The sequence below is a fragment of the uncultured Tateyamaria sp. genome (genome assembly GCF_947487805.1).
Lineage (GTDB): Bacteria > Pseudomonadota > Alphaproteobacteria > Rhodobacterales > Rhodobacteraceae > Tateyamaria.
The window spans coordinates 73,202-90,087 of sequence record NZ_CANKXW010000011.1 but is presented as its reverse complement, the minus strand read 5'-3'; the positions used below and the strand labels follow the sequence as shown (position 1 = coordinate 90,087).

Genomic DNA, 16,886 nt, shown 5'->3' with positions numbered 1-16,886 from the left:
CGTCAGCCAAACCGCTCCTTGAGCGCATCATTGACCAGTGGTGTCACGAATTTGCTGACATCCCCACCCAGACGGGCGATTTCCTTGACGAGTTTGGAGGCAATCGCCTGATGCTCGGCCTCGGCCATCAGGAACACGGTTTCGATGCTGTCATCGAGCTTGCGGTTCATGCCGACCATCTGGAATTCATATTCGAAATCCGCAACGGCCCGCAGGCCGCGAAAGATGATCTGCGCGCCCACATCGCGGGCGCAGTCGATCAGCAGGTTCTCGAACGGGTGGGCGACGATCTCGGTGCCCGTCTGCGCGCTCAGCTTGGCGCATTCGGCCTCGATCATGGCGACGCGGGCCTCCAGATCGAACAACGGCCCCTTGTCGCGGTTGATGGCCACGCCGATCACCAGCCTGTCCACCATCGGGCTGGCCCTGCGTATGATGTCGATATGCCCCAGCGTGATGGGATCGAAGGTTCCGGGGTATAGGCCGATACGCATGGGCGGCTCCGTCAGTCGTCTTTCATCGCAATCCACCATTTCGGGGCTGCGAATGCAAGCGCGCTCAGTGGCCCATGATCATCCCTTGCAGGGCGTCCTTTTCCATCGCCAGTTCGGTCAGGCGCGCCTTGACCACGTCGCCCAGAGTGATGAGGCCGACCAACTGGCCCCCTTCGAGGACGGGCATGTGGCGGAACCGGCCCTCGGTCATCTTTTGCAGGACGGAATCGGCGCTGTCCTCGCGGCTGCAGGTGACGAGTTTCGAGGTCATGAAGCTGTCGACCGGATCGTTGAGGATGACGCCGCCACGCTTGGCCAGCACGCGCACGATGTCGCGTTCCGACAGGATGCCGTCAGCGGTCTGGCCATCGGCCGAGACGACAACCGTCCCGATCTTGCGTTCCGCCAGGATCTTTGCCGCGTCCGACACCTTTGTGCCCGGTGGGACGGTGACGACGGCATCGTCGGATTTCGACTTGAGAATCTGGTGGACAAGCATGGTCTGGGCCCTCGCGTTGACATTTCCGTGACCCAGCGTCGGGCGCGGAACGGTGTCGTGTCAAGCCTTGTGTTCGCCACAGGCGTGCAGCCGCTGGTCTGGATTGCGGCCCATTCAACCTGTGGCATCACGTGAATTTCCTACGTTTAACCGCTGATTTACTTCATATTTTCCATAATAGCAGCCTCCAGCAGCCCAACCTCGGCCTTCAGCCCCTGGACCAGCAAGCGCGCAATCCGTTCCAGACGGCCATGGCCCTGATCGGACGCGTGACGGATCAGGTAAAAACTGCGCTGAATGGAAAACACATGTTCCAGAACGCGGCGCATACCGGGCACGTGGGCCAGTGCAAAGTCGTGAACAACCCCGACCCCGCCGCTCTGCCGCAGCAGGTTCAGCTGCACCGCAACCGAGTTCGACGCGAGTGCCACGCGCGTCACGCCGGCATTGGCGAGGTAGTCGAGTTCCTGATCAAAGATCATGTCGGGGATATAGCCGACAATGCGGTGGTTGCGCAGGTCCGCCAGTGTGTCCAGCGGCGCGGCCGTCGCGAGATATTCGCTGCTGGCCGCGAAGTGCAGGCTGTAGTCGGTGATCCGTTGCACGGTCAGACGCCCACCGCTGGGCGCACTGACCCCGATGGCAAAATCCGCCTCGCGCCGCGACAGGTTCACAACGCGCGGCAGGGCGACGATCTGGATGTCGAGTGCAGGATGCGCCTCGGTGATGCGGGCGCAGACCTGCGGCAAGAGGTAGTTCGCACAGCCATCGGGCGCACCGATCCGCACCTGCCCCGCCAGCGCCGCCGACGGACCTTCGGCGCCGTCGGCCCCCCGGTTCGCGGCGATCCCCTCGGCGGCCGTGCGCATTGCGGTCTCGGCCGCTTCGGCGCTGCGCAGCAATTGCTGGCCCGGTTCCGTCAGCGCATAGCCCTGCGGCGTTTTCACAAAGAGCGCCGCGTTCAGATCCCGTTCCAGCCGCGCCACGCGCCGCCCCAGCGTCGCCGCATCCAGCCGCGTCGTCTTGCTGGCCCCCGACAGGGTTTCCGCCCGCGCCACCGCCAGAAACAGCCGCAGATCGTCCCAATTCATATCCATGGCGCGCCCTCGTTTTGCATTTTTGCAAAGTGATTTTGCCCAGATGCCCCTTTTACAGCGCATTTTGCAAGACTATCCTGCGCCCAACATTACACGCACTGTCGCCCCGCGACGCAGGAGGATTCCATGCAAGAGCTGACCCACTATATCGATGGCACGCACACCAAGGGCACGTCTGGCCGGTTTGCGGATGTGATGAACCCGGCCACGGGCGAGGTGCAAGCCAAGGTGCCGCTGGCCTCGACCGACGAGATCAACGCCGCCGTGGAGATCGCCGCCAAGGCGCAACCGGCCTGGGCCGCGGTGAACCCGCAACGCCGGGCGCGGGTGATGATGAAATTCGTGGCCCTGCTGAACCGCGACATGGACAAGCTGGCCGAGGCCTTGTCCCGCGAACATGGCAAGACACTGCCCGATGCAGCCGGTGACGTGCAGCGCGGGCTGGAAGTGGTCGAATACTGCATCGGCGCGCCGCATCTGCTGAAGGGCGAATACACCGACAGCGCGGGCCCCGGCATCGACATGTATTCCATGCGCCAGGCGCTTGGTGTCACGGCGGGCATCACGCCCTTCAACTTTCCGGCGATGATCCCGATGTGGATGTTTGCGCCCGCCATTGCGTGCGGCAACGCCTTTATCCTCAAACCCTCCGAACGCGATCCATCCGTGCCGCTGATGCTGGCCGAACTGATGGAAGAAGCGGGCCTGCCCAAAGGTATCCTGCAAGTCGTGAACGGCGACAAGGAGGCGGTCGATGCGATCCTGCACAACGACGTGATCCAGTCCATCGGATTTGTCGGATCAACGCCGATTGCGGAATACATCTATGCCACGGGCTGTGCGAACGGCAAACGGGTGCAGTGTTTCGGCGGCGCCAAGAACCACATGATCGTCATGCCAGATGCGGACATGGATCAGGCGGCAGATGCGTTGGTGGGTGCGGGATACGGGGCGGCTGGCGAACGCTGCATGGCGATTTCCGTGGCGGTGCCTGTGGGAGATGAGACCGCCGACCGTTTGATCGAGGCGCTGGTGCCGCGGATCGAAAAGCTGAAAGTGGGCCCTTATACCGCAGGCAATGACGTCGATTACGGCCCCGTCGTGACGGCGGCGGCCAAGGCCAATATCGAACGTCTGGTGCAAACCGGCATCGACCAGGGGGCCGAACTGGTCGTCGACGGGCGCGATTTCAAGTTGCAGGGGTATGAAGAGGGATATTTTGTCGGGCCCCACCTCTTTGACCGCGCGACGCCCGACATGGACATCTACAAGCACGAGATCTTTGGCCCAGTGCTGACCACCGTGCGCGCCCAGACCTACGAAGAGGCGATTGGCCTCGCCATGGACCATGAATACGGCAACGGCACCGCGATCTTTACCCGCGACGGCGACACGGCCCGCGACTTTGCCAACCGGATCAACATCGGCATGGTGGGCATCAATGTGCCCATCCCGGTGCCGCTGGCCTATCACACCTTTGGTGGCTGGAAAAAATCCGTCTTTGGCGACCTCAACCAGCACGGGCCAGATGCGTTCAAGTTCTATACCCGCACCAAAACCGTGACAGCGCGCTGGCCTTCGGGCATCAAGGAAGGCGGAGAATTCTCGATTCCCGTGATGGAGTAACATGCCCGTAGGGTTCCACATATTCCCGGATCGCGGCCTTGTCGTGGTCCGGTATTCCGGAATGGCCGCCATTCGTGACACGGTGGAGGCGACCAAAGCCTATGTGTCCCACCCCAACTTTGCCCACGGACAGAAACAGCTGGTCGATCTGACCCAACTGACCGATTACGAACGTGACTATGTGGCGTTCATGCTCATGCAGGCGTCCAAGGCAGGACGGTTTGCCAATTCGGGTACCCAGTCGCTGGTGGTCTATGTGGCCCCGACCCCGATCGGGCAGGAGCTGGCCGCGCTGTTTCTGAAATCCTGGGACGATGTGGATGCGGTTGTGCCGATGGTGCAGGAATCCGAGGCGCAGGCGCTTGCCATGCTGGGCCAGTCTGAGACATCGATCCCCGCCCTCTTGGCCGCGGTGGACGGACCGGCCTTGCAATAGTCTCGCAAACATCGGAATTTAACGTGCGTTCAATTCATGACACAGCACGAAGGGAGGCATCATGGACTTTGCCCTGACCGAGGAACAATCCGCCATTTTCGACATGGCCCACGCCTTTGGCCAATCCGAGATTGCACCTTTTGCGCGCGACTGGGAAGCGGCGGGCACCATCCCCAAGGATCTGTGGCCCAAGGTGGGCGAATTGGGGTTTGCGTCGCTTTACGTTTCCGAAGACGCGGGCGGGTCCGGCCTGTCTCGGCTGGATGCAACGCTGGTGTTCGAGGCGCTGTCGATGGCCTGCCCCTCCGTCGCGGCGTTCCTGTCGATCCACAACATGTGCGCCAAGATGCTGGACACCTTTGCCTCGGACGATCTGAAGGCACAGGTGATGCCGGGCGTGTTGAGTATGGAAACCGTTCTCAGCTATTGCCTGACGGAACCCGGTTCCGGCTCTGACGCGGCCGCCTTGCGCACGCGCGCTGAGCGCACGAATGAAGGATACACCCTGAACGGGACCAAGGCGTTCATCTCGGGCGGCGGGTATTCGGATGCCTATGTCTGCATGGTCCGCACGGGCGAGGACGGGCCCAAGGGCGTGTCCACCGTCTATGTGGAGGACGGCACCGAGGGGCTGAGCTTTGGCGGGCTTGAGGACAAAATGGGCTGGAAGAGCCAGCCCACCGCCCAGGTGCAATTTGACAATTGCAACATTTCTAGCGGAAATCTGGTGGGTGAAGAGGGCCAAGGCTTCAAATATGCGATGATGGGCCTGGATGGAGGCCGTTTGAACATCGCCGCCTGTTCGCTGGGCGCGGCGCAGACCGCGCTGACCATGACGTTGCAATATATGGGTGAGCGCAAGGCGTTCGGTCAGTCCATCGACCAGTTCCAGGGGCTGCAATTCCGGCTGGCGGACATGGAGATCGAGTTGCAGGCCGCGCGCACCTTCCTCCGCCAGGCGGCGTGGAAGCTGGACACCGGCGCACCGGACGCCACCAAGTTCTGCGCCATGGCCAAGAAGTTCGTGACCGAAGCCGGGTCCAAGGTCGTGGATCAATGTCTGCAACTGCACGGCGGCTATGGCTATCTGGCCGATTACGGGATCGAGAAACTGGTGCGTGACCTGCGCGTGCACCAGATCCTCGAAGGCACCAACGAGATTATGCGCGTGATCGTCGCGCGGGACATGCTAAAGAACCGATGAGTAGCATGAAATTTCTTCAAAATTTGGCGTGGCGAGTCGAACTGTGGATCACAAGACCCATCGTCTTGGGGCTACAGCAGTTAATGCTGTTTCGGATAATGACGGTGGCCTTTCCGGCGTTTATCGTCACATTTTTTACGTTTGTGACTTTGGACGTACTGCTTTTTGACGCTGATAGAGTGAACCTTCGAATTTGGGTCAATGCAGTCTATTCTTTGTTCTGGTTTACGTTTGGTGCCTGGCTTTTTGTCATTGCGGTACGAAACTTTAGTGTCAAAGGAGCAGCGGATGCACAGTTGCGGGTCACAACACTTGAGAAGAAACTGAAAATCCGATGACTGACATCTCCATCCGCATCACCGGCCACGCGGGCCGCATCACCCTGCAACGGGCGCACGCGCTCAATGCCATGACCTACGAGATGTGCGTCGCCATCGAGGCGGCGATGGACGCATGGGCCAATGACAGCGCGGTCAAACTGGTTGTGATCGATGCCGAAGGCGACCGCGCGTTTTGCTCGGGCGGGGATATCGCGGAACTCTACGAGACCGGCACCAAGGGCGACTTTGCCTATGGCCAAAAGTTCTGGGCGGATGAATACCGCCTGAACCACAAGATCTTTCACTATCCCAAGCCTGTCGTCAGCTTCTTGCAAGGGTTCACTATGGGTGGCGGTGTGGGCATCGGGTGCCACGGATCGCACCGGATCGTGGGCGACACCAGCCAGATCGCCATGCCGGAATGCGGCATCGGTTTGGTGCCGGATGTGGGCGGGTCGCTGATGCTGGCCCTCGCGCCGGGCCGTTTGGGCGAATATCTGGGCACCACGGCGGCACGCATGAATGCAGGTGACGCGATATTCGCGGGCTTTGCCGATCACTACATCGCCGAAGACCGCTGGCCCGCCCTGATCACGACACTGGAGCAGACGGGCGATGTCGCTTGCGTCACCGATGCGGCCACCGCCCCTGCCCCCGGCCCCTTGCAGGCCGCAATGGCCGATATCGACCGCCACTTCCACGGCGCGTCCCTGTCCGACATCCTGACGACGCTGCGTGCCGAGGACAGTGATTTCGCCCGCGACACGCTCAAGCGGATGGGCCGCAACAGCCCTCTGTCGATGGCCTGCGCGATTGAAACGCTGCACCGGCTGCGCGGTCCGTCCCTGACGCTGGAAAAGGCGCTGGACCTCGAATACCGTTTTACCGCCCGCGCGATGGAGCATGGCGATTTCCTCGAAGGGATCCGCGCGGCGATCATCGACAAGGACCGTAGTCCGAACTGGCAATATGCGGATCAGAACGTGCCCCCCACCGCGATCAGCAAGATGTTGATGCCGCTGGGGAAATTGGCGCTCAACCTGGGAGGAACGGGGATGAAGATCGGATTTATCGGGCTGGGGAACATGGGCGCGCCCATGGCGGTGAACCTGGCACAGGCGGGCCACGCAGTGACCGGCTTTGACGTGACGGGCACCGGGCCTGCGGGCATGGCGATGGCGGCAAGTGCCGCCGAGGCCGCAGCGGGCCGAGACATTGTGATCACCATGCTGCCCAATGGCGATATCCTGCGCGCCGTCGCCGCCGAGGTTATCCCGGCCATGTCCCAAGGGGCCACGCTGATCGACTGTTCGACCGTGGATGTAGACAGCGCCCGCGCCGTTGCGGCCCAGGCGGATGCGGCGGGTGTGGGATGCGTGGACGCGCCGGTGTCCGGCGGGATCGGCGGCGCGGCAGGCGGCTCGCTGACCTTTATGGCAGGCGGCAGCACGGCGGCGTTCGAGGCGGCCGAGCCACTTTTTGACATCATGGGGCAAAAGGCCGTGCATTGCGGCGATGCCGGTGCCGGTCAGGCGGCCAAGATCTGCAACAACATGATCCTTGGCGTGACCATGATCGCCACCTGCGAGGCATTTGCGCTGGCCGACAAGCTGGGTCTTGACCGGCAAAAGATGTTTGATGTGGTCAGCACCTCGTCGGGCTATAGCTGGACCATGAACGCCTATTGCCCCGCACCCGGTGTCGGACCGACCAGCCCGGCCGATAATGGCTATACCCCGGGATTTGCAGCGGAATTGATGCTCAAGGATCTGGGCCTCAGCCAGCAGGCGGCAGAGGCCGCGGATGCGGACACGCCGATGGGACAGGCCGCGCTTGCGCTCTATCGGCAGTTCGTCGAGGACGAAGGCGGCAAGGGCAAGGATTTCTCGGCGATGTTGCCGCGCTTTGTCGACCGCGGACGACCCTGACGGGCCCCGCGGTTTTCCGCGCACCTCGTCCACAAATGAACAATTGCGGGGCCTGTGCGTTTACCTCCTGAGCAAAGGAGAATCACATGTTGAAAACGCTACTCGTCACCGCATCGCTGTCCATGGCCCTCGCAGGCGCGGCGCAGGCCGCACCCAAGGGATGCCCGCCGGGACTGGCGAAAAAGGCTGTGCCCTGCGTGCCTCCGGGACAGGCCAAAAAAGCGGCCAATCCGTCGACAGGATACCAACGGGGCGATGTGATCACGGGCGATTACATCATCATCCGCGATCCGGGGCGCTATGGGCTGCCTGAAGGTCAGACGTATTACCGTGTGGGTGACAACGTGTTCCGGGTGGACCGCGACACACGCGAAGTCCTTGACCTGATCGGCGCAGCCGCCGCCGTCCTGAATTGATCCATCGCGGCGCGGGCACATCCGGTCCGCGCCGCGCTGATCACTCCGCCGCCACCTTGCGCGGTTGCAGCATCGGTTTGAGGTAGTGGCCTGTGTAGCTTTCTGCGATTTCTGCCACCTGTTCCGGTGTGCCTGTGGCCACGACCTTGCCGCCGCCATCGCCACCCTCGGGGCCGATGTCGATGATGTGGTCGGCGGTTTTCACCACGTCGAGATTGTGTTCGATCACGACAACCGAATTCCCTTGATCAACCAATTCATGCAGCACTTCCAAGAGCTTGCGCACATCCTCGAAATGCAGACCCGTGGTCGGCTCGTCGAGGATATAGAGCGTCCGACCCGTGGAGCGTTTGCTGAGCTCTTTCGACAGTTTGACCCGCTGCGCCTCGCCCCCTGACAGGGTCGTGGCCTGCTGGCCCACCTTGATGTAGCCAAGGCCCACACGCATCAGCGCGTCCATCTTTTCGCGGATCGACGGCACGGCCTGGAAAAAGCCCTGCGCATCCTCGACGGTCATGTCCAGCACATCGGCGATGGACTTGCCCTTGAACTTGATCTCGAGCGTTTCGCGGTTGTAGCGCGCGCCCTTGCAGGTCTCGCATTCCACATAGACATCCGGAAGGAAGTGCATCTCGATCTTGATGACACCGTCGCCCTGACACGCTTCGCAGCGCCCTCCCTTCACGTTGAAGCTGAACCGCCCGGGTTTGTAGCCGCGGGCCTTGGCCTCGGGCAGACCGGCAAACCAGTCGCGGATCGGGGTGAATGCGCCCGTGTACGTGGCCGGGTTCGACCGGGGTGTGCGACCAATGGGCCGCTGGTCGATGTCGATCACCTTGTCCAGATGTTCGAGGCCCTTGATCGTTTCGCACGGCGCAGGCGTCTGGCGCGCGCCGTTCAGCGCCATGGACGCAGTCTTGAACAGCGTTTCGATCGTCAGCGTGGACTTGCCCCCGCCTGACACGCCGGTGACGCAGACGAACTTGCCCAGCGGAAAATCAACGGTCACGTTTTGCAGGTTGTTGCCGGTGGCCTTGACCACGGTCAACTTCTTCTTGCCCTTCTTGCCCTTGCGGCGTTCCAGCGGCACGGCGATCTCGCGCTTGCCGGACAGGTAGTCGCCAGTGATCGACCCGCTTGCCGCCAGTACGTCGGGCGTGCCATGCGCCACAACCTCACCGCCGTGCACACCGGCACCGGGGCCGATGTCAAAAACGTAGTCCGCCTCGCGGATCGCCTCTTCGTCATGTTCGACCACGATGACCGTATTGCCCTGATCGCGCAGGTTCTTGAGCGTTCCAAGCAGGCGATCGTTGTCGCGCTGGTGCAGCCCGATGGACGGCTCGTCGAGGACATAGAGAACGCCCGTCAGGCCCGACCCGATTTGAGAGGCCAAGCGGATGCGCTGGCTCTCTCCGCCACTTAAGGTGCCACTTGAACGTGACATCGTAAGATATTCAAGTCCAACATTATTCAGGAAGCCAAGCCGCTCGCGGATCTCTTTCAGAATCGCGCGCGCAATCTCGTTGTTCTGGGCGCTCAGGTTGTCCGGCACGGTCTTGCACCAGGCATAGGCTTCGCGGATCGACATCTCGACCACCTGCCCCACGTGCAGCAGACGATCCGGATCATTTGACGGCCCGATCTTGACCGCCAGTGCTTCGGGGCGCAGGCGGAACCCGCCGCAATCGCCGCAGGGGCGGTTGTTCTGATAGCGCTCGAATTCCTCGCGGATCCAGTTGGAATCCGTCTCGCGATAGCGGCGTTCCATGTTGGGGATCACCCCTTCGAACACGCGCGTGACCTGATAGACGCGGCCCCCCTCGTCATAGCGAAACGGGATCTCGTCATCGCCGGAGCCATAGAGAAATACCTGTTTCACATGGGCCGGCAGGTCTTTCCACTTGGTCTGCGGATCGAACTCGTAATGCTTGGCAATCGCTTCGATGGTTTGCAGGAAATACGGGGATTTGCCCTTGCGCCAAGGCGCCAAGGCCCCGTCATAGACCTTCAAAGTCTGGTCCGGCACGACAAGCCGTTCGTCAAAGAACAGCTCCTGCCCCAGCCCGTCGCAGGTCGGGCAGGCTCCAAAGGGCGCGTTGAAGGAAAACAGCCGCGGCTCGATCTCGGGGATGGTGAAGCCACTGACTGGACAGGCGAATTTCTCGGAAAAAGTCGTGCGTTCCGGGTCACCCTCACTCGGTGCGGTCTCGAGAATGGCAATGCCGTCGGCCAGATCCAGCGCGGTGCGCAGGCTGTCGGCCAACCGCGTTTCCAGCCCCTCGCGCACCACGATCCGGTCCACGACCACGTCGATGTCATGCCGAAACTTCTTGTCCAGCGTCGGCGGCTCGTCCAACTCGTAAAACGCGCCGTCCACCTTGACCCGCTGGAACCCCTGCTTGCGCAGCTCCAGGAATTCCTTGCGGTACTCGCCCTTGCGGTCGCGGATGATCGGAGCCAGCAGATAGGCGCGCGTCCCCTCCTCCATCGTCATGATGCGGTCGACCATGTCCTGCACCTGCTGCGCCTCGATGGGCTTGCCGGTGGCAGGGCTGTAGGGCGTGCCGACACGGGCAAAGAGCAGCCGCATGTAGTCGTAAATCTCGGTCACGGTGCCGACGGTCGAGCGGGGGTTCTTTGACGTCGTCTTTTGCTCGATGGAAATCGCGGGGCTGAGGCCGGAGATGTGATCCACATCCGGCTTTTGCATCATATCGAGGAACTGTCGCGCATAGGCGGACAGCGATTCCACATAGCGGCGCTGCCCCTCGGCATAGATCGTGTCGAAGGCAAGGCTCGACTTGCCCGACCCCGAGAGGCCGGTGATCACCACCAGCTGATCACGCGGGATATCCACGTCGATCCCCTTGAGGTTGTGCTCGCGCGCGCCGCGCACCTCGATATTCTTTTGCTCGGCCATATCAGCCCCCCGGATTAACGATCTGTACATAGGTCAGATGGCCGTCACAGCCAATGAAAAAGTTAGAACATTGTGCGAACATGTTCGCTGCTGTCATGCGCTGTCAGCACGTCGGCGCGCTGCCATCCAGCCATGGGCGGCGATGCCGCAAGCAAACACGGCCACGCAGGTCCACACCAGCCCCGGAAACCCCGCCACGCCCAGTACCAAAAGCAGCACAGGCGTGCCCAGCGTGTTGCCGAGGTTGCCCGTTTGCGCGAGGCCGCCGTAAGCTTGGCTCTGATGTGCCGCGCTTTGGTTCAGCTGTGGTCCGGCGGCGAAACTGGCCCCCTGCACAAGGCCAAGTGCGGCCGCCAGTGCGAGGCACGCCGCAGGCAGCCCCGGCATGACCCACAGCCACAAGAGCGACGCGATGCAGGCGGCAAACCCGATCTGCACCAGCATCACCGCCGTGATGAAGCGCAGCGCATAGACCCCCAGTGTCAGCGATACGGCAATCGAGGTCAGCGGCATTGCCCCCATCACCCAAGCCCGCCATTCGGGCGCAATATAGGGCGGCAGGACGGTCAGGATGGCAAGGAAGCAGAAGGTGTAAAACATCCACCCAGCCCCAGGTGCGGCGATGCGCGGGGAGCGGTAGATGGCGATGTGGTCCCGCACGATCCCGGTCAGGGTCAGACGCCCCTCGGGCGGTACTTCGATCGGGCGCAGGAACACGGTCAGGATCACGGCAAAGGCCATGAGCCACAGCGCGTGCGCGACAAAAAGGGCAGGCAACCCGCGCGCCTCGACCAGCGGCAGGCCAAGCGCGACCAGCAGGGTAAAGGCGACCGAGAAGAACGTGCTCCAAAGTGTCAGTGTAAAACCGCGGTGCCGATCCGTGCTGAGCTGTGCGATCAATGTGGGTGCAGCCACCACGATGGCCAGATGCGAAACCCCTTCGAGGCCCCGGCTGAGCAGCATCAAGGGCAGGCTCGGCATCGTCGCCTGAAAGAGCGACAGCGCCGCCCCAGCCCACAGCGCCCAGAGCATCGCGCGGCGATACCGGATGCGCGCCACCACCAGACCGGCCACAACCCCCAGGACGATCCCCACGAACCCCACCAGCGACACGATGAACCCCAGCGCGGGGCCCGCGTCGGGATAGACCTGCGGCAGCCGGTCAAAGATGATGGAAATCTTGGCGTATTGCCCCGCCGCCCCCAGCCCCGCGCCCCAGAGGGCAAAGACAAGCGGGAATGAGGTGCGGTCGGTCATGGCTCCGGGCTACGCCTGAAAGCCGGGCGCTGCAAGGCCGCGATCTGTGCGCGGCCTGCGCCTTACATGTGGATTACGCGGTCATAGGCGTCGAGCACGCTTTCGTGCATCATTTCGGACAGGGTCGGATGCGGGAATACGGTGTGCATCAGATCCTCTTCGGTGGTTTCCAGCGCCTGACCCACGACATAGCCCTGGATCAGTTCGGTCACTTCGGCCCCGATCATGTGCGCGCCCAGCAACTCGCCGGTCTTGGCGTCGAACACGGTCTTGATCATGCCCTCGGGCTCGCCCAGTGCGATGGCCTTGCCGTTGCCGATAAAGGGGAACTTGCCCACCTTCACCTCGTGCCCGGCCTCCTTGGCCGCCGCTTCGGTCAGGCCGACGCTGGCCACCTGCGGATGACAATAGGTGCAGCCCGCGATGGAGTTCGGCTTGATCGGGTGGACAGTGTTCTTGCCCGTGATCAGCTCGGCCACCATGACGCCCTCGTGCGACGCCTTGTGCGCCAGCCACGGCGCACCCGCGATGTCGCCAATCGCGTAAAGCCCCTCGATTCCGGTGCGGCAATATTCATCTGTCACCACGTGGGTCCGGTCGACCTTCACGCCCAGTTTTTCGAGGTTCAGCCCCTCGACATTGCCGACGATCCCTACGGCGGAGATCACGGTGTCAAACTCGTGCTTCTCGACCTTGCCGCCCACGTCGATATGGGCCGTGACCTTGCCCTTGGCCCGGTCCAGCTGTTTGACCATCGCCTTTTGCATGATCTTCATGCCCTGTTTCTCGAACGCTTTCTTGGCAAAGGCGCTGATCTCGGCGTCTTCGACGGGCAGGACGCGGTCCATCACCTCGACCACGGTCGTATCCGCGCCCAAGGTGTTGTAAAAGCTGGCGAATTCGATGCCGATTGCGCCCGACCCGATGACCAGAAGCTTTTTCGGCATCCGTTTGGGCGTCAGCGCCGCCTTGTAGGTCCACACCAGTTCGCCGTCCGCTTCCAGACCCGGCAATTCGCGGGCCCGTGCGCCGGTGGCCAGAATGATGTTCTTGGCTGTTATCTCTTCGGTGCCCTTGTCGGTCTTGACGCTGACCTTGCCCTTGGACGGGATCGTGCCCTCGCCCATGATTACGGTCACCTTGTTCTTTTTCAGAAGGTGTTGCACGCCACCCGACAGCTGTGCGGCCACCTTGCGGCTGCGGTCCACGACGGCGGGCAGGTCATAGTCGATGCCATCCGCCTTGAGGCCGAATTCCTTGGCGCGGTGCATCAGGTGGAACACTTCGGAACTGCGCAGCATCGCCTTGGTCGGGATGCAGCCCCAGTTCAGGCAGATACCGCCCAGATGTTCGCGTTCGACAACACAGGTGTTCAAACCCAACTGGGCCGCCCGGATTGCCGCGACATACCCACCCGGCCCGGAGCCGATCACAACCACATCAAAGGATTTCGCCGCCATATCAATGTCCTCGCCAAACGCTGCGTCAGAATTAGTTTACCGTTAAACTATTTTTCCGCAAACGACAACGAAGGCAAGGCGCGACAAATCGACTGACGCCGGGGAAACGTGCGTAAAGTCTGTGGGGATCAAAGCGGTCAGGCGGCGGCAGCTGCCTGCAAGCCGCGTACCGTGGCACCATAGCCGCCCGCGTCCAGATGCGCCTGCTCGGCCCCGGTTGTCACGCGGCCCAGCGCTGCATTGCGATGCGGGAACCGGCCAAACTGGCGGATCACTTCGCGGTGGGCACGCGCATGCAGCAACGATGTGTCATCCGGCATCCGTTCACAGATCAGCCGCACGGCGCGGTCCTGGTCGCACAGGTTTTCCGAATGCTCGAGCGGCATGTAGAAAAACTGCCGGGCGGGTGCGTCGATGCGCATGTCCCAGCCCTTGGCGATGGCGGATTTCGCCGCCGCAAGGGCCGCGCGGTCCGTGCCAAAAGCGCGCGGGTCGTCGCGGAACATGTTGCGCGGGAACTGGTCGGTCAGAATGATGTAGGCCAGCGCCCCGTTGGGATATGTTAGCCAGAGAGAGAACTTGCCCTCTGTCGCGGCTTGCCATGTGGCGCCGAAACGGCTGCGTATGGTCTCATCCAGCGCGGGATCGGTGGCATACCACTGCTCCGGACCACACTCATCCAACCAGAACTTCAAAACATCATCCGGACCCATCATGGCGTTCGCTCCCACTCGCAATGCCGTATGTCAAATCGTTACATAGGTTTTAGATACGACCCCAATCACGAAATACAACAGGGACGACACATTAGGCGGCGCGTGTGTCGTCTTCGCCGTCCAGATCGGTTTCGATGGCGTATTCTTGCGCAATTTCCATGGCGACGGGCGTGGTCGATGCCGGCGACATCGCAACATACGACCCCGTCTCGTCCAGTGGAACGGTCGAACGCTGTGTCATCCGGTAGGTGGCATAGGCCACCAGGATGGCAAAGAGGATGGCGGTGAACAGGTAGAACCCGCCCGGGCCCACATTCTCCATCAACGCACCGACGATGAGGGGTCCCGCCACCGCACCCAGCCCGTTCAGGAACACCAAGCCCCCCGAAGCCGCCGCCATGTCGTCATGGTCGAGAAAGTCGTTCGTGTGCGCGATCAGCAGCGAATAGAGCGGGTTGGACATCCCCCCCACCAGAAAGGCGGATCCCAGCAGCAGCGCAAAGTTGCCACCCAGCACCATGCCCAGGACCGACCCTGTCACGCCCAGCGCAGAGACAGCCACGATCAGCAACCGTCGGTCCAGCCGGTCGGACAGCCAGCCGATCGGGTATTGCAGCACGACCGCACCGACAAAGAACGTGGCCACAAAGGTCGAAATTTGCGCCACACTCAGACCGATCTGCGCGCCATAGACCGAGGCCATGCCAAACTGAGCCGAGAACACACCGCCCAGGATGAACATGCCAAACACACCCAAGGGGGACACCTGCGCCAGCTGGCGCAGCGTCATCGGCTTGGTCGTGTCAAAGGCTGGTGTCGGGCTGATCGACAGCAGGATTGGCGTAATGGCAATGGAGACCAGCACCGACGGGATCACAAAAAGGACGAAGCCCGACGGGTCAGCGGTCAGCAACAGGGCCTGGCTGGCGACAATGCCCAGCGTCTGCACGATCATGTAAAGCGACAGCGCCTTGCCCCGGTTGGAATTGTCCGCCGCATCGTTCAGCCAGCTTTCCGCGGTGACATATACGGCGGAAAAGCAGAACCCGATCAGCACGCGCCCCACCGTCCACACCCACGGATCGGCAAAGGTGGGGTACAGGATCATCACGGCGGAGATCAGCGACGCCAGTGCCGCGAACACCCGCACATGACCCACCCGCCGGATCATCCCCGGCGCCATGCGGCTGCCCCCGAGAAAGCCCGCGAAATAGGCCGACATGACAATCGACATCTCGAGCGTAGAAAACCCTTCGATCTCGCCCCGCACGCCCAGCAAGGTGCCCTGCATGCCGTTGCCGACCATCAACAGGAACATGCCGAACAACAGGGCCCAGGCGCTGGTCAAAACTTGGATCATCTCTCAGGTCTCCTGCGCGGTGGCGATGCCCGACCCTTGCATGTCGGGTTCAATATTGTGTTAGCGTCTGCGACGCCGAATGTCGGTTTTCAGGCGTCCGTTTGCGGCAACAACAGCGACGCATCGCCATAGGAAAAGAACCGGTAGCCCTGCGTTACGGCATGCGCATAGACCGCGCGCATCCGCCCTGTCCCCATCAGCGCCGACACAAGCATGAGCAAAGTCGACTTGGGCAGGTGGAAATTCGTCATCAACCCGTCGGTCGCGCGAAAGTCGAAACCGGGGTAGATAAAGATGTCCGTCTCCCCCTCCCACGGGGCAAAGCCCACGTCGCGCGCCATTGTCTCGATCAGCCGCAGCGCGGTTGTGCCCACCGGGATGATCCGGCCACCGGACGCGCGGGTGCGCGCCATGTCCTGCGCGGCTGTTTCGCTGACCTGGCCCCATTCCGCGTGCATCTTGTGGGTGGCAACATCCTCGACCTTGACCGGCAGGAACGTACCTGCACCCACATGCAGGGTCACATAAGTCACGCGCACCCCGCGCGCCTCCAGCGCCTGCATCAGCGCGTCGTCGAAATGCAGCGATGCGGTGGGCGCAGCAACGGCGCCCGCATTGCGCGCCCAGATCGTCTGGTAATCCACCTTGTCGCGCGCATCCGCGGGCCGTTTGGCGGCAATGTAGGGCGGCAACGGCATGGCACCGGCCTGCGCCAGCGCAGCATCGAAATCATCGCCCGTCAGGTTGAACCGCAAACGCCCCTGCCCGTCGGCAATACCGTCCAGCGTCGCACTCAGCGCGTCGGAGAACACCACGACCTCGCCCACCTTGACCTTCTTGAGCGGTTTGACCAGCGCGCTCCAGGTGCCGTCGGCCTGCGGCTCCAGCAGCGTCACCTCGATCCGGGCCTGGGTCTGGCCCTGCGCAGTGGTCCGGTCGCGCGTGCCGAAAAGCCGCGCGGGGATCACCCGCGTGTCGTTCAGCACCAGCAGATCGCCGGGCCGCAGCCAGTGCACCAGATCGGTGACCACCCCGTCATGCAACGCGTCATCCGCCACCAGCAACCGCGCCGAAGACCGCGGCACCGCGGGGCGCGTGGCAATCAGCTCTTCGGGCAGGTCGAAATCAAAATCAGACAGTTTCATGGCTG

At 62.3% G+C, this 16,886-nt stretch carries 15 protein-coding genes and 1 pseudogene; 7 read left to right on the top strand and 9 right to left on the bottom strand.

All coding sequences use genetic code 11. The features are described 5' to 3' along the window. Positions 1-2: 2 nt before the first annotated feature. The 3 genes from coaD to Q0949_RS20145 all read right to left on the bottom strand — a co-directional run bounded on the left by coaD (position 3) and on the right by Q0949_RS20145 (position 2,090). Positions 3-494 (bottom strand): pantetheine-phosphate adenylyltransferase, encoded by a 492-nt coding sequence (coaD, locus tag Q0949_RS20155; protein WP_299376773.1) that lies wholly within the window; start codon positions 492-494, stop codon positions 3-5. A gap of 64 nt (positions 495-558) precedes the next feature. Next, positions 559-993, bottom strand: coding sequence for a CBS domain-containing protein (locus tag Q0949_RS20150; protein WP_299376771.1), 435 nt, complete (start codon positions 991-993; stop codon positions 559-561). Positions 994-1,151: 158 nt separating this feature from the next. Continuing rightward, the gene (locus tag Q0949_RS20145; protein WP_299376770.1) at positions 1,152-2,090 is read right to left on the bottom strand and encodes a LysR family transcriptional regulator; all 939 of its coding nucleotides are present in this window, start codon (positions 2,088-2,090) and stop codon (positions 1,152-1,154) included. A gap of 126 nt (positions 2,091-2,216) precedes the next feature. On the opposite strand from Q0949_RS20145, the gene Q0949_RS20140 reads away from it, so the two are divergent. The 7 genes and pseudogenes from Q0949_RS20140 to Q0949_RS20115 all read left to right on the top strand — a co-directional run bounded on the left by Q0949_RS20140 (position 2,217) and on the right by Q0949_RS20115 (position 8,020). Further along, positions 2,217-3,716 carry a CoA-acylating methylmalonate-semialdehyde dehydrogenase gene (locus tag Q0949_RS20140; RefSeq protein WP_299376768.1) on the top strand — a complete coding sequence of 500 codons (1,500 nt, stop codon included), beginning with the start codon at positions 2,217-2,219 and terminating at the stop codon, positions 3,714-3,716. Between the two features lies 1 nt (position 3,717). After that, positions 3,718-4,152, top strand: coding sequence for a hypothetical protein (locus Q0949_RS20135; RefSeq protein WP_299376765.1), 435 nt, complete (start codon positions 3,718-3,720; stop codon positions 4,150-4,152). Between the two features lie 61 nt (positions 4,153-4,213). After that, positions 4,214-5,356 carry an acyl-CoA dehydrogenase family protein gene (locus Q0949_RS20130; protein ID WP_299376762.1) on the top strand — a complete coding sequence of 381 codons (1,143 nt, stop codon included), beginning with the start codon at positions 4,214-4,216 and terminating at the stop codon, positions 5,354-5,356. Between the two features lie 5 nt (positions 5,357-5,361). Next, positions 5,362-5,694 (top strand): hypothetical protein, encoded by a 333-nt coding sequence (locus tag Q0949_RS20125; RefSeq protein ID WP_299376759.1) that lies wholly within the window; start codon positions 5,362-5,364, stop codon positions 5,692-5,694. Next, positions 5,691-6,671, top strand: a pseudogene (locus Q0949_RS20680) (enoyl-CoA hydratase/isomerase family protein); the annotation flags it as partial. The gene Q0949_RS20125 and the pseudogene Q0949_RS20680, both read left to right, overlap by 4 nt. Before the next feature lie 60 nt (positions 6,672-6,731). Then, positions 6,732-7,604: a 3-hydroxyisobutyrate dehydrogenase gene (mmsB, locus tag Q0949_RS20675; protein WP_366524064.1), complete on the top strand. Its 873-nt coding sequence runs from the start codon at positions 6,732-6,734 to the stop codon at positions 7,602-7,604. An 86-nt stretch (positions 7,605-7,690) separates the two neighbouring features. Continuing rightward, positions 7,691-8,020 carry an excinuclease ABC subunit A gene (locus Q0949_RS20115; protein WP_299376753.1) on the top strand — a complete coding sequence of 110 codons (330 nt, stop codon included), beginning with the start codon at positions 7,691-7,693 and terminating at the stop codon, positions 8,018-8,020. Positions 8,021-8,060: 40 nt separating this feature from the next. On the opposite strand, the gene uvrA is transcribed toward Q0949_RS20115, so the two are convergent. The 6 genes from uvrA to queA form a co-directional block, all read right to left on the bottom strand. Beyond that, complete coding sequence (gene uvrA, locus Q0949_RS20110; RefSeq protein ID WP_299376750.1) at positions 8,061-10,943, bottom strand: excinuclease ABC subunit UvrA; 2,883 nt, start codon at positions 10,941-10,943, stop codon at positions 8,061-8,063. 93 nt (positions 10,944-11,036) lie between these two features. Further along, on the bottom strand, positions 11,037-12,200 hold the full coding sequence (locus Q0949_RS20105; RefSeq protein ID WP_299376747.1) for an MFS transporter: 1,164 nt from the start codon (positions 12,198-12,200) through the stop codon (positions 11,037-11,039). Between the two features lie 62 nt (positions 12,201-12,262). Beyond that, entirely contained in the window at positions 12,263-13,660 is a 1,398-nt protein-coding gene (gene lpdA, locus Q0949_RS20100) for a dihydrolipoyl dehydrogenase (protein ID WP_299376744.1), read from the bottom strand. Positions 13,661-13,797: 137 nt separating this feature from the next. Further along, entirely contained in the window at positions 13,798-14,376 is a 579-nt protein-coding gene (locus Q0949_RS20095; protein ID WP_299376741.1) for a DUF924 family protein, read from the bottom strand. A gap of 91 nt (positions 14,377-14,467) precedes the next feature. Continuing rightward, positions 14,468-15,736, bottom strand: a complete 1,269-nt coding sequence (locus Q0949_RS20090; protein ID WP_299376738.1) for an MFS transporter — start codon at positions 15,734-15,736, stop codon at positions 14,468-14,470. Positions 15,737-15,825: 89 nt separating this feature from the next. Further along, positions 15,826-16,881, bottom strand: a complete 1,056-nt coding sequence (queA, locus tag Q0949_RS20085) for a tRNA preQ1(34) S-adenosylmethionine ribosyltransferase-isomerase QueA (protein WP_299376735.1) — start codon at positions 16,879-16,881, stop codon at positions 15,826-15,828. Between the last annotated feature and the right edge of the window lie 5 nt (positions 16,882-16,886).